Source organism: Burkholderia torrens (assembly GCF_984668525.1).
The window spans coordinates 2,992,523-3,006,466 of record NZ_OZ480211.1; the positions used below are offsets into that span (position 1 = coordinate 2,992,523).

Sequence of the window (13,944 nt, forward strand, 5' to 3'; positions counted from 1 at the left end):
CGGACATGACTATCTGCACATCTTCTCTCATCCGGACTGTGACCGTCGGCTCTGGCATTCGACCAGATCTGCTGACCCCGCGCGGATGCGCGGGCGCTCGCGGGCTCGCCGGCTTACGCCAGCCTACCGCCGGTGGGGAATTTCGCCCCGCCCTGAAGACGCACTGATTGCCGGACGGGAACGCCCCGTCATCGGCGGGCCAAGCATACAGCAGCCGCGCGCGACGCGCAGCGTAAAACCTTACTGACGACCCCGTCTAACGGCATCGTCCAAACGGCCGGCGGACGAGGCCGCGATCCCCCGACAATCGGGGTCGCAGCCGCTCCGGCGGCCTGCACGATCAGTTGACGGCCGCGTGCGCCGCGTCGGGCACGAGCCAGCGCGGCGGCACCTCGGGGCTCACCGTCACACGGAACGCGCGCGCTTCGCTGTCGCCCGGGTTGCGCAGGCTGTACGGCTGGTCGGCGTCGAACACGATCGCGTCGCCGGTCGCGAGCAACTGGCGGCGGTCGTGCACGCTGACTTCGAGCGTGCCTTCGCTGACGACGAGGTTGATCGTCGTGCCTGGCGCCCGGTGCGCACCGGGCTCCGTATGCAGCGGCGCGATCCGCAGCTCGTGGAATTCGGCCGCGGCCGGCTCGCCTTCCGGATACAGCGCGCGCGCCGAGAAACGGCCGTTCGAACTGACGACGCGCGATGCGCGTTCGGCCGCCAGGTGCTCGAAGCCGTTCACCGCATGGCGGCGCAGGAACGCCGCGACCGACACCTTCAGTGCCGCGGCGATCTTGCAGAGCACCTTGATCGACGGCACGCTGCGCGCCGATTCGATCTGCGCGAGCATCGCGCGCGACACGCCGGACAGCCGCGCGAGCGCATCGAGCGACAGCTGCCGCTCGGCGCGCAAGCGCGCGAGGTTCACGCCGACGACCTGCTCGAGGACGTCGAGCGACGCGGACGCGCCGCGCAGGTCGGCCGCATTGCCGGACTCGAAGGAAGACACGTCGCGCACGAGCGCCAGGGATGAAGACATAGCATTGCCTCCGGGCCGCTGCACGGCCCTGCGTAGGGGTAAGCCGGAATCGGAATCGGGTTGCGCCGGTCGTTGGCGCGTATCGAGACGCTATCACCCGGCCCGGTACGGGCAAACGAAGTTATCTTCACACCGTTATCAGCATCGCGGAGGAATGCGTTTCTCGCGAACCTTTTCCTGCCGCTATCGCGTCACCTTCGCGCCGCTCGCTCACTGCGCCGCCGGCGCCGCGCCGCGTGCCGGGCCGCGCGCGTCGAGCCGCATCGCGAGCCACGTGACGACGAGCGCCGCGAACGTCACCGCGACGGCGACCCACGGCAGCGCGTCGAGCGCGAAGCCGTGTTCCAGCGCAAGGCCGCCGAGCCATGCGCCGCCCGCGTTGCCGACGTTGAACGCGCCGATGTTCAGTGTCGACGCGAGATGCGGCGCGCTCGCGGCCTTCTCGACCACGCGCGCCTGCAGCGGCGGCACCGTCGCGAACGCGGCGATCCCCCAGACGAATACGGTGACGGCGGCCGCGACCGGCAGGTGGCTCGTCTTCGCGAACACGGCCATCACGGCCATCAGCGCGACGAGGATCGCGATCAGCGACGGCATCAGCGCACGGTCGGCGAGCTTGCCGCCGAGCGTGTTGCCGATCGTCAGCCCGGCGCCGAACAGCACGAGGATCAGCGCGACCGCGCGCGGCGAGTAGCCCGACACGGTCTCCAGAATCGGTGCGATGTACGTGAACACGACGAACACGCCGCCGAAGCCGAGCACCGTCATCAGCAGCGCGAGCCACACCTGAGGCTCCTTCAGCACGCGCACTTCGTGGCCGAGGCCGACCGGCCCGCTGTCGTGGCGGTTCGGCACCAGCGCGGCCACGCCGCCGAGGGCCAGCACGCCGAGCGCGGCGACGATCCAGAACGACGCGCGCCAGCCGAGCAGCTGGCCGACGAACGTGCCGAACGGCACGCCGAGCACGTTCGACAGCGTGAGCCCGGTGAACATCAGCGCGATCGCGCTCGCGCGCTTGTCGGCCGGCACGAGCGAAGCGGCGACCACCGCGCCGATCCCGAAGAACGAGCCGTGCGCGAACGACGTGACGACGCGCGCGACCATCAGCATCGCGTAGCCGGACGCGGTCGCGCACAGCACGTTGCCGACGATGAAGATCGCCATCAGCAGCTGCAGCGCGGCCTTGCGCGGCATGCGGCTCGTCAGCACCGCGAGCAGCGGCGCGCCGGCCGCGACGCCGAGCGCATAGCCGGTGACGAGCAGGCCGGCCGACGGCAGCGACACGGCGAGGTCGTGCGCGACTTCGGGCAACAGGCCCATGATGATGAATTCGGTGGTGCCGATGGCGAAGGCGCTGATCGCGAGCGCCAGTAACGGAATGGGCATGACGTTCTCCGGAAGGCGGCGGCCGCGGCGCCCGGTCGGTGCCGCACCGCACAAGAAGCGGGATGTGCGCGCATTGTCCCGAAGACGCCTATATTTGATAATTGGCGTGGCATTTGAACCATTTTCAAAAATTTCTGGAAAATCGCATGGATCGACTGGGCGATATCCGGCTGTTCGTCGAAGCCGCGGAACTGGGCAGCCTGACGGCCGCCGGGCGCAAGCTGAACCTCACGCCGGCCGCCGCGAGCGCGCGCCTCGCGAAGCTCGAGGCGAAGATCGCGACGCGGCTGTTCGAACGCTCGACGCGGCAGCTGCGGCTCACCGACGAGGGCAAGCTGTACCTGAACTGCTGCCGGCAGGCGCTGCAGGCGCTCGACGACGCGGATGCGATGCTGCAGGAAGGCCGCAATGTCGTGAGCGGCAAGGTGCGGCTGTCGTCGACGTCCGATTTCGGCCGTCACCAACTGCTCGACTGGCTCCACGAATTCACGACGCTGCATCCCGGCGTCACGTTCTCGCTGACGGCGTCCGATTCGTCGTCGAACCTGTGGCAGGACGAGATCGATCTCGCGATCCGCTTCGCCGCGCCGCCCGACGGCGCGCTGATCGCGCGCCGGCTCGCGACCAACCGGCGCGTACTCTGCGCGGCGCCGTCGTTCGTCGAGCGCCACGGCACGCCGGCCGATCCGCATGATCTGGCCCGCTTTCCGTGCAACGTGATCACGATCGCGTCGGGCCCGATGAACACGTGGCACTTCACGCGCGGCGACGAGGTGCAGATCCACACGGTGCCGGTGTCGACCGCGTTCGAGACCAACGACGGCGGCCTCACGCGCGAATGGACGCTGCGCGGCCACGGCATCGCGCTGAAGTCGCTGTGGGACATTGCCGACGACGTCCGCGCGGGCCGGCTGCGCGTGCTGCTGCCCGACTGGCGGCACCAGGACGCGCCGCTGCACGCGATCTATCACAGCAAGCGCTACATGGCGCCGCGCGTGCGCGTGCTGCTCGACTTTCTCGCCGAACGCTTCGCGCACGAGGAAGCCGCGCTCGACGACCTGCTGAACGCGTGCCGCTGACGGCGGCCACATCGCCATCGAGGGGTCGGAACCCGACACCCGGCGTCGCGCGGCCGCAACCCGCCGCCCGTCCGGCGCGGCGTGAAAAGCTATAATGGAAGGCTTTCCCGACGGCCTTTCCGCTCGCTGCGCGCCTTTCGCGTGCAGCGCACGACCGTCCCGATTCACCCTTGACGACGCCCCCAGGTCAACCACTGCGAACGGCGAATCCCCATGACCAAGAAAGTTTACGTAAAGACCTTCGGCTGCCAGATGAACGAGTACGACTCGGACAAGATGGTGGACGTGCTCAATGCCTCCGAAGGCCTCGAAAAGACCGACACGCCGGAAGACGCGGACATCATCCTGTTCAACACGTGCTCGGTGCGTGAAAAGGCGCAGGAGAAGGTGTTCTCCGATCTCGGCCGCGTGCGCGAGCTGAAGGAAGCGAAGCCCGGCCTGCTGATCGGCGTCGGCGGCTGCGTCGCGAGCCAGGAAGGCGCGTCGATCGTGTCGCGCGCCCCGTACGTCGACCTCGTGTTCGGCCCGCAAACGCTGCACCGCCTGCCGCAGATGATCGACGCCCGCCGCGAGAGCGGCCGCGCGCAGGTCGACATCTCGTTCCCGGAAATCGAGAAGTTCGACCACCTGCCGCCCGCGCGCGTCGAGGGACCGAGCGCGTTCGTGTCGATCATGGAAGGCTGCTCGAAGTACTGCAGCTACTGCGTGGTGCCGTACACGCGCGGCGATGAAGTGTCGCGCCCGCTCGACGACGTGCTGACCGAAGTGGCCGGCCTCGCCGACCAGGGCGTGCGCGAAGTCACGCTGCTCGGCCAGAACGTGAACGCCTACCGCGGCGCGCTGGCGGCCGGCTCGTCCGAGATCGCCGATTTCGCGACGCTGATCGAATACGTCGCCGACATCCCCGGCATCGAGCGGATCCGCTATACGACCTCGCACCCGAAGGAATTCACGCAGCGCCTGATCGACACCTACGCGAAGGTGCCGAAGCTCGTGAGCCACCTGCACCTGCCGGTCCAGCACGGCTCCGACCGCATCCTGATGGCGATGAAGCGCGGCTACACGGTGCTCGAGTACAAGTCTGTGATCCGCAAGCTGCGCGCGATCCGCCCGGACCTGTCGCTGTCGACCGACATGATCGTCGGCTTCCCCGGCGAGACCGAGGACGATTTCGACAAGATGATGGCGCTGGTGCACGAGATGGGCTACGACACGAGCTTCTCGTTCATCTACAGCCCGCGCCCCGGCACGCCGGCCGCGAACCTGCACGACGACACGCCGCGTGAAGTGAAGCTCAAACGCCTGCAACATCTGCAGGCGACCATCGAGGAGAACGTCGCGCGCATCAGCCAGTCGATGGTCGGAAAGGTCGAGCGGATCCTCGTCGAGGGCCCGTCGCGCAAGGACCCGAACGAACTCGCGGGCCGCACCGAGAACAACCGGGTCGTGAATTTCCCGGCGCCGCTCGCGTCGCACCCGCGCCTGATCGGCCAGATGATCGACGTGAAGATCAACCATGCGTACCCGCACTCGCTGCGCGGCGAGCTCGTGCTCGTTAGCGACGACGCGAGCGCGGCCACCCACTGATTGACGCCCGACAGGAGCCCGACGCTACTTTGAAGACCGTCCAAGCACTGGAATTCACCGCCCCGCGCGACGACAACGCGCGCCTCGCCAACCTCTGCGGCCCGCTCGACGAGAACCTGCGGCAGATCGAACAGGCACTCGACGTCACGCTCGCGCGGCGCGGCCACCGGATCACGATTCGCGGGCGCGGCGCCAAGCTCGCGCTCGCCGCGCTCGAAAACTTCTACAACCGTGCGCGCGATCCGCTGTCGGTCGACGACATCCAGCTCGCGCTGGTCGAGGTGCGCCACACGACCGGCAACGGCCGCCAGGAGACGCTCGACGTGCGCTTTCGCGGCGACCCCGACCATCCGTTCGACGAGCCCGTCGTGCAGCTCGACGCCAGCGAGCCGGACGAAGAACCCGCGCCGAAGCTTTACACGCGGCGCGCCGACCTGCGCGGCCGCACGCCCGCGCAGCGCGAGTACCTGAAGCAGATCCTGCAGCACGACGTGACGTTCGGCATCGGGCCGGCCGGCACCGGCAAGACCTATCTCGCGGTCGCGTGCGCAGTCGACGCGCTCGAGCGCGACCAGGTCAAGCGGATCGTGCTGACGCGCCCGGCCGTCGAGGCCGGCGAGCGGCTCGGCTTCCTGCCGGGCGATCTCGCGCAGAAGGTCGACCCGTACCTGCGCCCGCTGTACGACGCGCTGTACGACCTGCTCGGCTTCGACAAGACCGCGAAGATGTTCGAGCGCCAGATGATCGAGATCGCGCCGCTCGCGTACATGCGCGGCCGCACGCTGAACCACGCGTTCATCATCCTCGACGAGGCGCAGAACACCACGCCCGAGCAGATGAAGATGTTCCTCACGCGGATCGGCTTCGGCTCGAAGGCCGTCGTGACCGGCGACACGAGCCAGGTCGACCTGCCGCGCGGCCACAAGAGCGGCCTCGTCGAGGCGCAGCAGGTGCTCGGCGGCGTGCGCGGCATCGCGCTCACGCGCTTCACGAGCGCGGACGTCGTGCGCCATCCGCTCGTCGCGCGCATCGTCGAGGCGTACGACGAGTTCCACGCGCAGCATCAGGACGGCTGACGAGCACCCACGCGCTGCCCCCAGCCTGCCGGCCCGGCCCGCCACACGGCGCGCCGGGCTTTTTTTCGCCGGTTCGAATTCGGGTGGGATCGGCCGTTTGGTGTATCCTCAACGCGTCCCAATCGCCGTACGCGTCATGAAATCCTCCCGTTCCCGCAAGTCCGGTCGCGCCCCGTCCGCCGCGCCCGAATCCCCCCGTCTTTCGCTGTTCGACGCGAAGGGCAAGGCCCGGACCGTCAACGCACAAGGGCTGCGGATCGACTTCCCGGACGGCCGCAGCCTGATGTTCGACCTGTCGGGCAGCTCCGGTGACGCGGCCGTCGCGATCGTCGCACAGCACAACGACCCGGCGATGCGCGCGAAGCTCGCGCTGCAGCCCGAGCACTACGACAGCGTGACGCTGCACGTGGGCGCGGAACTCGCGCCGCGCGAAGACGACGTCGACGACGAACCGCGCGCGCTGGAACTCGACCTGTCCGTGCAGTACGGCGACGAGATCACGAGCGACGTGCGCAAGACGCTGCCCAAGCGCAAGCTGATCGCCGAATGGATCGAGCCGGCGCTGTTCGCGAGCGCGCAGCTCACCGTGCGCTTCGTCGGCGAAGACGAAGGCCGCACGCTGAACGCCGGCTACCGCCACAAGGACTACCCGACCAACGTGCTGACCTTCGCGTACGACGCGGCGCCCGACGGCACCGTGATCGGCGACCTCGTGCTGTGCTGCCCGGTCGTCGAGAAGGAAGCGCACGAACAGGGCAAGCCGCTCACGGCCCACTACGCGCACCTGCTGGTGCACGGCGCGCTGCACGCGCAGGGCTACGACCACGAGACGAGCGACGAGGACGCGGCCGAAATGGAAGCGCTCGAAGTCGACATCCTCGCGAAGCTGGGCTTCCCGAACCCGTACCAGTAAGCGTTCAGTACGATGCGCAACGCCGCGATGCTCCCGCCCGCCTACCCGCCCGCGATCGGCGACGGGCGACTGCTGACGGAAGACGAGCTCGCGGCCTCGCTCGCGCACACGATGCGCGACTGGGACGGCCGGCAGGACCTCTGGCTGTTCGGCTATGGCTCGCTGATCTGGAACCCCGGCCTGCCGACCATCGCCGCCGTGCGCGGCAAGGTGCACGGCTACCACCGCGGCCTCTACCTGTGGTCGCGCGTGAACCGCGGCACGCCCGAACGCCCGGGCCTCGTGCTCGCGCTCGATCGCGGCGGCTCGTGCTCCGGCATCGCGTTCCGGCTGTCGGGCCCGACCGCGCAGCCGCACCTCGAGACGCTGTGGAAGCGCGAGATGCCGATGGGGTCGTACCGGCCCGCCTGGCTGCCGTGCACGCTCGAGAACGGCGAACGCGTGAACGCGCTCGCCTTCGTGATGCGCCGCGACGTACCGACCTATACGGGCAAGCTGTCCGACCCGGTCGTGAAGGAAGTGTTCAGCTGCGCGGCCGGCCGCTACGGCACGACGCTCGACTACGTGAGCCGCACCGTCGACGCGCTGCGCGCGAGCGGCATTCCCGATCGCGCGCTGGAAGGGCTGCTCGCGCGATGCAAGTGACGCGGCCCGACGCCCGGCTTGCCACCACGCGATCCCGCGCCGCCCGCGCATTCGAACGAGGTTCCCGCCGATGAAACCGTCACGCCGGTCACGTTGCAGGATTGCCGCGCTGCTCGTCGCCGCGAGCGTCGCGCTGTCCGGCTGCGGCATCCTCGGCTGCGGCGGCGCCGCGACCAACGGTGCGGCCGCCGGCGGCTGCTCGGCCGGCATGCGCTTCTGAGCCCCTTCCAGGCCCGGGTTCACACGCAATCGCGTGCGGCAGATTGCCGCCGGCACCGACCGGCCGGCCGGTCGTTTCCCCGTGTCGCGCCATCCCGCGCCGCCCGCAGCCGATTTTTGCCGCTGCTGCGCCTTCGCCCTGTTCTGGGATAGGATGGACCCGAGGACGATGTCGCGCCCGGCGCGGCCGTCCGCGAGCGGGGCCCGCGAGCCGCCCGCCCTGGCCGGACGGCCGGGGTGACACGGTCGCGTCGTGCCCTTGGTGTATCCTTGCCTACTCCGTGACAGCGCGCTCCGGCATGACCCGGGCGCACCACCATGAACGATTCGTATCCCAGTCGTAAGCCAACCGACAAACCGCAAGAAAAGCGCTCGCTGCTCGAGCGCCTGACCGACTTCATCTCGCCCGAGCCCGAATCCCGCGGCGAGCTGCTGGAAATCCTCCAGGACGCCCACGAACGCAACCTGATCGACGCCGATTCACTGTCGATGATCGAAGGCGTGTTCCAGGTATCCGATCTGTGTGCGCGCGACATCATGGTGCCGCGCGCGCAGATGGACGCGATCAACATCGCCGACAAGCCCGAGGATTTCATCCCGTTCGTCCTCGAAAAGGCGCACTCGCGCTATCCCGTGTACGAGGAGAACCGCGACAACGTCATCGGCGTGCTGCTCGCGAAGGATCTGCTGCGTTTTTACGCCGAGGAAGAGTTCGACGTGCGCGGGATGCTGCGCCCGGCCGTGTTCATTCCGGAATCGAAGCGCCTGAACGTGCTGCTGCACGACTTCCGCGTGAACCGCAACCACCTGGCGATCGTCGTCGACGAATACGGTGGCGTGGCGGGACTCATCACGATCGAGGACGTGCTCGAACAGATCGTCGGCGACATCGAGGACGAATACGACTTCGACGAGGAAGCCGGCAACATCATCTCGGGGCCGGACGGCCGCTTCCGCGTGCGCGCGCTCACCGAGATCGAACAGTTCAACGAGGCGTTCGGCACCGATTTCCCCGACGACGAAGTCGACACGATCGGCGGCCTGATCACCCATCATTTCGGACGCGTGCCGCACCGCGGCGAGAAGCTGCAGCTCGGCAACCTCGTGTTCGAGATCCAGCGCGGCGATGCGCGCCAGGTGCATGTGCTGCTGGTGCGCCGCAACCCGCTCGCCAGCCGTCGCGCCGAAACCTCGCACGAAGACTGACCGTTCCGCGCCAGCCGCGTTTCCTTCAACCGCTCGCCCACTTCCGCTTCACATGGACGATCCGATCCCGTCCCGCCCGGCTGGCGGCCTCCTCGCGCCGGCGCCCGGCCGCGCGCTGCCGCGCTGGCATTACCCGGCCGCGCTGCTCGCCGGCGCGGCCAATACGCTCAGCTTCGCACCGACGCCGCACGGCGGCTGGCTGCAACTCGTCGTATTCGTCTGGTTTTTCGCGCAGCTGACGCGCACGTCGAGCTGGCGCGGCGCCGCGCTCACCGGCGGCGCATTCGGCTTCGGCAATTTCATCAGCGGCGTCTGGTGGCTCTACATCAGCATGCACGTGTACGGCGAGATGGCCGCGCCGCTCGCGGGCGGCGCGCTCGTGCTGTTCTCGCTGTACCTGTCGCTGTACCCGGCGTTCTCGGCCGGGCTGTGGTCGTTCTGCGCGGGCCATGCGTGGCATCGCCGCACGCCCGATCCGCGCCCGTTCTCGCCGACCTGGCACGGCGCGTTCGCGTTCGCGAGCGCGTGGGCCCTCGGCGAATGGCTGCGCGGCACGCTGTTCACCGGCTTTCCGTGGCTCGCGAGCGGCTATCCGCAGGTCGACGGCCCGTTCGCGGGCTTCGCGCCGGTGGTCGGCGTGTACGGGATCGCATGGGTGCTCGCGCTGTTCGCCGCGCTGGTCGTGCAGGCGCTCGTCGCCGCGCGCCCGTCGCCCGCGCGCGACGACGGCGCCGGCAATTCCGGCGGCAACGCACGCGTGCGCATCGCCGCGCCGGCCGGCGTGGCGGTCGCGCTGATCGCGGCCGGCCTCGGGCTGTCGCAGGTCACGTGGACCGTGCCCGCGAATGCACCGCTCACCGTGCGGCTGCTGCAGGGCAACGTGAAGCAGGACATCAAGTTCGAGCAGGAAGGCATCGACGCGGCGATCAAGATGTACCAGCAGATGATCGTCGAGAAACCGGCCGACCTGATCGTCACGCCGGAGACCGCGATCGCGGTGATGATCCAGGAGCTGCCCGAGCCGTTCGCCGTCGCGATCCGCAAGTTCAGCGACACGACGGGTTCGGCCGTGCTGTTCGGCGCGGTCGGCGCATCGGTGACCGAGGACGGCCACTACGTCGACTATACGAACAGCCTGTACGGCGTGACGCCGAACTCGCGCGACATCTATCACTACGACAAGCACCATCTCGTGCCCTTCGGCGAATTCATCCCGTGGGGCTTCCGGTGGTTCGTCGACCTGATGAAGATGCCGCTGGGCGATTTCGCGCGCGGCGCGCCCGTGCAGAAGCCGTTCCTCGTGCACAACCAGCCCGTGATGGCCGACATCTGCTACGAGGATTTGTTCGGCGAGGAAATCGCCGCGACGATCCGCGACAACCCGCAGCCGCCCGGCGTGCTCGTCAACGTGACGAACCTCGCGTGGTTCGGCGACACCATCGCGCTCGACCAGCACCTGCAGATCGCGCGGATGCGCTCGCTCGAGACGGGCCGGCCGATGCTGCGCTCGACCAACACGGGGATGACGGCCGCGATCGATGCGCACGGGCGCGTGCTCGGCCAGCTGAAGCCGTTCACGATCGGCTCGCTCGACGTGCGAATCGAAGGCACGAGCGGCTTCACGCCTTACGTGACGAGCGGCAACAACATCGTGCTCGCGGTGTCGCTGGTGCTGCTCGCGTTCGGCTTCACGTTCGGGCCGGGGCTGCGCCGGCGCAACGGCCGGCAGAACGGCGACGACCGGTCCGAATGACGCAAACGGCCGCCGCTGCGCGCGGTGGCCGCGCGGTGGCCGATCACCGCGAACCGGCCGGCCGCTCAGGCCTGCCGGGCCGGTTGATCCAGTCGATCCGGCTGCGCGGCGAGGTTCCGCAGGTCGCGACTCACCGCCTCCATCACGGGTTCCCACATGCCGAACGTCGGCTGCCGGTACAGCGTCGCGGTCGGATACCACGGGCTGTCCGTGCGTTCGAGCATCCACGGCCAATGCGGATTCACGTCGAGCAGCACCCAGGTGCGCGCACCGAGCGCGCCCGCCAGGTGCGCGACCGACGTGCATACGGTTATCACGAGATCCAGCGCGCCGATGAAGGCGGCGGTATCGTCGAAGCTCGTCAGTTCCGCCGTGAAATCCTCGACCGCGAACCCGGCCGCGCGTGCCGCGGCGACATCCGCCTGCGCGCCCGGCTGCAGCGAATGGAACGCGACGCCGTCGATCCCGCGGAACGCGTCGGCATAGCGCTCGAGCCCGACGCGCCGGAACGGGTTGCGCTGATGGCCCGCGCTGCCCGTCCACACGAGCCCGACCTTCAGCCGGCGATCGCCCGCGAGCCGCACGCGCCACGCATCGCGCGCACCGGCGTCGGCCTGCAGGTACGGCACCGACGACGCGAGCGTCGACGCTTCCATGCCGAGCATCAGCGGCAGGCCGATCAGCGGCACCTCGTAATCGAATGCCGGCAGCACGTCGACACCGCCGCCCGCGCTGAAGGCGTCCGCGTGCGCGCCGAGGCTGCGCTGCATCAGCGTGCCGACCTGCGGGAACGTATTCCACGCGAGCCGGCCGCCTTCGCGATGCACGCGCTCGGCGAGCGGCGCGACGAAGCGGCAGAACTGCAGCACGTCGCCGAGCCCCTGCTCGCCCCATACCAGCAGCGTCTTGCCCGCGAGCGGCTCGCCCTGCCAGCGCGGGCCCGGCAGCGCCGGCCGGCGGCCGCGCAGTTCGCCGGCGCCATCCCAGCGTGCCTCGTGGCCGCGCCAGCCGGCCGCGTGGTTGCCGCGCACGAGCTGGATGATCGCGAGGTTGAACCGGAACGACGCGTCGTCGGGCGCCAGCTCGCACGCGCGCGTCGCGTAGCGCTCGGCATCGTCCCAGCGCTGCGCCTCCTTCATCGCCATCGCAACGTTGTTCATCGCGAGCGCGTTGTCGGGTGCGAGGTCGGCGAGCCGCGCGGCGCACGCGAGTGCGTCGTCGAGATCGTGTGTCGCGATCCGCGCGACCACGAGGTTGATCCACGCCTGCACGTCCCGCGGATCGTGCTTCACGGCCGCGTCGAGCAGCGCGATCTCCTCCGCGCGGTCGCCGCCCGACAGCCGCAGCGCGATCGCGAGGTTGTTGCGCAGCGACGGCCGGCCGGCATCGATCGCCAGCGCCGCGCGATACGGCGCGACGGCATCCGCGTGGCGACCGGTCATCTGCAGCACATAGCCGTGATTGAAGTACGTGCCCGCGCCCGGCTGCGCCCGCGCCGCGCATTCGGCCAGCGCGAGCGCGTCGGCCATGCGCTGCCGCGCGACGAGTGTCGTCGTGAGCTGCGCGAGCGCATCGGCATCGACCGCGTGCAGATGGGCGGCGGCGGCGAGCCAAAGATCGTGCGCGGCGTGCTCGCCGCGCGCCCGCGCGTCGGCGGCCTGCCCGAGCAGCGCGAGGAACGGCGGGAGCAGCGGAATCAGGAGGTCGGTCGGGTCGTCCATGCAGTCGGCGTCGGCAAGTGTTGACGCGGCACGCGTGACGCGCGCCGCAATATGCGCATCTTAACGCCCGCGCGCAGCGGCACGGCACGCGCGTCGCGAGCGGCCCGCGGACAGGCGGACGAGCCGCGCCGGCCGCTCGTGCGCGCCTTTGGGAAGCGGGCCGGCGGCGCCTTCGCCCGTGTTCCGGCCGCATCCGGTCGCCGATCCGGTAAAATTACGCGTTTCAGCACACTAACAAGCCGCGCCGCCGCGCGAGCCGACCCTCCGGGCCCCGCCCGGAGCGCCGCCCGCAACGGAGCGCCAGCGCCACGAAGGCTCTTCATGCTTACGTTTCAGCAAATCATCCTGACGCTGCAGTCCTACTGGGACAAGCAGGGTTGCGCCCTGCTCCAGCCCATCGACATGGAAGTCGGCGCGGGCACGTCGCACGTTCACACGTTCCTGCGCGCGGTCGGCCCCGAGCCGTGGCGCGCCGCGTACGTGCAGCCGTCGCGCCGCCCGAAGGACGGCCGCTACGGCGAGAACCCGAACCGCCTGCAGCACTACTACCAGTACCAGGTCGTGCTCAAGCCGGCGCCGGAAAACATCCTCGACCTGTACCTCGGCTCGCTCGAGGCGCTCGGCTTCGACCTGAAGCAGAACGACGTGCGGTTCGTCGAGGACGACTGGGAAAACCCGACGCTCGGCGCGTGGGGCCTCGGCTGGGAAGTGTGGCTGAACGGGATGGAAGTCACGCAGTTCACGTATTTCCAGGAAGTCGGCGGCCTCGAATGCAAGCCGGTGCTCGGCGAGATCACGTACGGCCTCGAGCGCCTCGCGATGTACCTGCAGAAGGTCGAGAACGTGTACGACCTCGTGTGGACCGAGTGGGAAGAGCAAGGCCCGAACGGCCCCGAGCTGCGCCGCCTGTCGTATGGCGACGTGTACCACCAGAACGAGGTCGAGCAGTCGACCTACAACTTCGAGCACGCGAACGTCGACCTGCTGTTCACGTTCTTCAACAGCTACGAAGCGGAAGCGAAGAAGATGATCGACGCGCAGCTCGCGCTGCCCGCGTACGAACTCGTGCTGAAAGCCGGCCACACGTTCAACCTGCTCGACGCGCGTGGCGCGATCTCGGTCACCGAGCGTGCGGCGTACATCGGCCGCATCCGCGCGCTGTCGCGTCTCGTCGCGCAGGCTTACTACGACTCGCGCGAGAAGCTCGGCTTCCCGATGCTCGGCAACCCGCCGGGCGTGCCGGGCCTCACCACCGACGCCCAGGACGCCGCGCAGCCGGCATGGGCGCCGCCGCTCAAGGTCGAACGCAAGATCGATCAGGACTGACGA

Annotated in this window: 12 protein-coding genes and 1 riboswitch; of the genes, 9 read left to right on the plus strand and 3 right to left on the minus strand. The window is 69.3% G+C overall.

All coding sequences use genetic code 11. The annotated features are described in order from the left end of the window. Positions 1-15: 15 nt before the first annotated feature. Positions 16-164, minus strand: a riboswitch (FMN riboswitch). A 176-nt stretch (positions 165-340) separates the two neighbouring features. Together AC5LXX_RS13875 and AC5LXX_RS13880 are read right to left on the minus strand one after the other, a co-directional pair. Then, on the minus strand, positions 341-1,030 hold the full coding sequence (locus AC5LXX_RS13875) for a helix-turn-helix domain-containing protein (protein WP_493409810.1): 690 nt from the start codon (positions 1,028-1,030) through the stop codon (positions 341-343). A gap of 210 nt (positions 1,031-1,240) precedes the next feature. Beyond that, entirely contained in the window at positions 1,241-2,416 is a 1,176-nt protein-coding gene (locus tag AC5LXX_RS13880) for an MFS transporter (protein WP_282505929.1), read from the minus strand. 146 nt (positions 2,417-2,562) lie between these two features. Here AC5LXX_RS13880 and AC5LXX_RS13885 point away from each other — a divergent pair, with 146 nt between their 5' ends. The 8 genes from AC5LXX_RS13885 to lnt all read left to right on the plus strand — a co-directional run bounded on the left by AC5LXX_RS13885 (position 2,563) and on the right by lnt (position 10,894). After that, on the plus strand, positions 2,563-3,495 hold the full coding sequence (locus AC5LXX_RS13885; protein WP_493409811.1) for a LysR family transcriptional regulator: 933 nt from the start codon (positions 2,563-2,565) through the stop codon (positions 3,493-3,495). A 213-nt stretch (positions 3,496-3,708) separates the two neighbouring features. Then, positions 3,709-5,082, plus strand: coding sequence for a tRNA (N6-isopentenyl adenosine(37)-C2)-methylthiotransferase MiaB (gene miaB, locus AC5LXX_RS13890; RefSeq protein WP_493401525.1), 1,374 nt, complete (start codon positions 3,709-3,711; stop codon positions 5,080-5,082). A gap of 29 nt (positions 5,083-5,111) precedes the next feature. Beyond that, a complete protein-coding gene (locus AC5LXX_RS13895; RefSeq protein ID WP_493409812.1) occupies positions 5,112-6,158 on the plus strand; it encodes a PhoH family protein in 1,047 nt (348 codons plus the stop codon). 136 nt (positions 6,159-6,294) lie between these two features. Next, positions 6,295-7,071, plus strand: a complete 777-nt coding sequence (ybeY, locus tag AC5LXX_RS13900) for an rRNA maturation RNase YbeY (protein ID WP_493409813.1) — start codon at positions 6,295-6,297, stop codon at positions 7,069-7,071. A gap of 12 nt (positions 7,072-7,083) precedes the next feature. Continuing rightward, positions 7,084-7,716, plus strand: coding sequence for a gamma-glutamylcyclotransferase (locus AC5LXX_RS13905; protein WP_493409814.1), 633 nt, complete (start codon positions 7,084-7,086; stop codon positions 7,714-7,716). A gap of 70 nt (positions 7,717-7,786) precedes the next feature. Beyond that, positions 7,787-7,936 (plus strand): hypothetical protein, encoded by a 150-nt coding sequence (locus AC5LXX_RS13910; protein WP_164728356.1) that lies wholly within the window; start codon positions 7,787-7,789, stop codon positions 7,934-7,936. A 317-nt stretch (positions 7,937-8,253) separates the two neighbouring features. Continuing rightward, a complete protein-coding gene (locus AC5LXX_RS13915; protein WP_034189026.1) occupies positions 8,254-9,141 on the plus strand; it encodes a CorC family transporter in 888 nt (295 codons plus the stop codon). Between the two features lie 52 nt (positions 9,142-9,193). Next, positions 9,194-10,894, plus strand: a complete 1,701-nt coding sequence (gene lnt, locus AC5LXX_RS13920; protein ID WP_493409815.1) for an apolipoprotein N-acyltransferase — start codon at positions 9,194-9,196, stop codon at positions 10,892-10,894. Between the two features lie 65 nt (positions 10,895-10,959). On the opposite strand, the gene AC5LXX_RS13925 is transcribed toward lnt, so the two are convergent. After that, the gene (locus AC5LXX_RS13925; protein WP_493409816.1) at positions 10,960-12,615 is read right to left on the minus strand and encodes a glycosyltransferase family protein; all 1,656 of its coding nucleotides are present in this window, start codon (positions 12,613-12,615) and stop codon (positions 10,960-10,962) included. 321 nt (positions 12,616-12,936) lie between these two features. On the opposite strand from AC5LXX_RS13925, the gene glyQ reads away from it, so the two are divergent. Next, positions 12,937-13,941, plus strand: coding sequence for a glycine--tRNA ligase subunit alpha (glyQ, locus tag AC5LXX_RS13930; protein ID WP_006477868.1), 1,005 nt, complete (start codon positions 12,937-12,939; stop codon positions 13,939-13,941). The last annotated feature ends 3 nt before the right edge of the window (positions 13,942-13,944 follow it).

Excerpts from the sequence above, each read along its gene's own strand:
- AC5LXX_RS13910 (WP_164728356.1), top strand. The coding sequence starts at position 7,787 with ATGAAACCGTCACGCCGGTCACGTTGCAGGATTGCCGCGCTGCTCGTC.
- AC5LXX_RS13915 (WP_034189026.1), top strand. The coding sequence starts at position 8,254 with ATGAACGATTCGTATCCCAGTCGTAAGCCAACCGACAAACCGCAAGAA.
- ybeY (WP_493409813.1), top strand. The coding sequence starts at position 6,295 with ATGAAATCCTCCCGTTCCCGCAAGTCCGGTCGCGCCCCGTCCGCCGCG.
- glyQ (WP_006477868.1), top strand. The coding sequence starts at position 12,937 with ATGCTTACGTTTCAGCAAATCATCCTGACGCTGCAGTCCTACTGGGAC.
- AC5LXX_RS13925 (WP_493409816.1), bottom strand. The coding sequence starts at position 12,615 with ATGGACGACCCGACCGACCTCCTGATTCCGCTGCTCCCGCCGTTCCTC.
- AC5LXX_RS13880 (WP_282505929.1), bottom strand. The coding sequence starts at position 2,416 with ATGCCCATTCCGTTACTGGCGCTCGCGATCAGCGCCTTCGCCATCGGC.
- miaB (WP_493401525.1), top strand. The coding sequence starts at position 3,709 with ATGACCAAGAAAGTTTACGTAAAGACCTTCGGCTGCCAGATGAACGAG.
- AC5LXX_RS13905 (WP_493409814.1), top strand. The coding sequence starts at position 7,084 with ATGCGCAACGCCGCGATGCTCCCGCCCGCCTACCCGCCCGCGATCGGC.
- AC5LXX_RS13875 (WP_493409810.1), bottom strand. The coding sequence starts at position 1,030 with ATGTCTTCATCCCTGGCGCTCGTGCGCGACGTGTCTTCCTTCGAGTCC.
- AC5LXX_RS13885 (WP_493409811.1), top strand. The coding sequence starts at position 2,563 with ATGGATCGACTGGGCGATATCCGGCTGTTCGTCGAAGCCGCGGAACTG.
- lnt (WP_493409815.1), top strand. The coding sequence starts at position 9,194 with ATGGACGATCCGATCCCGTCCCGCCCGGCTGGCGGCCTCCTCGCGCCG.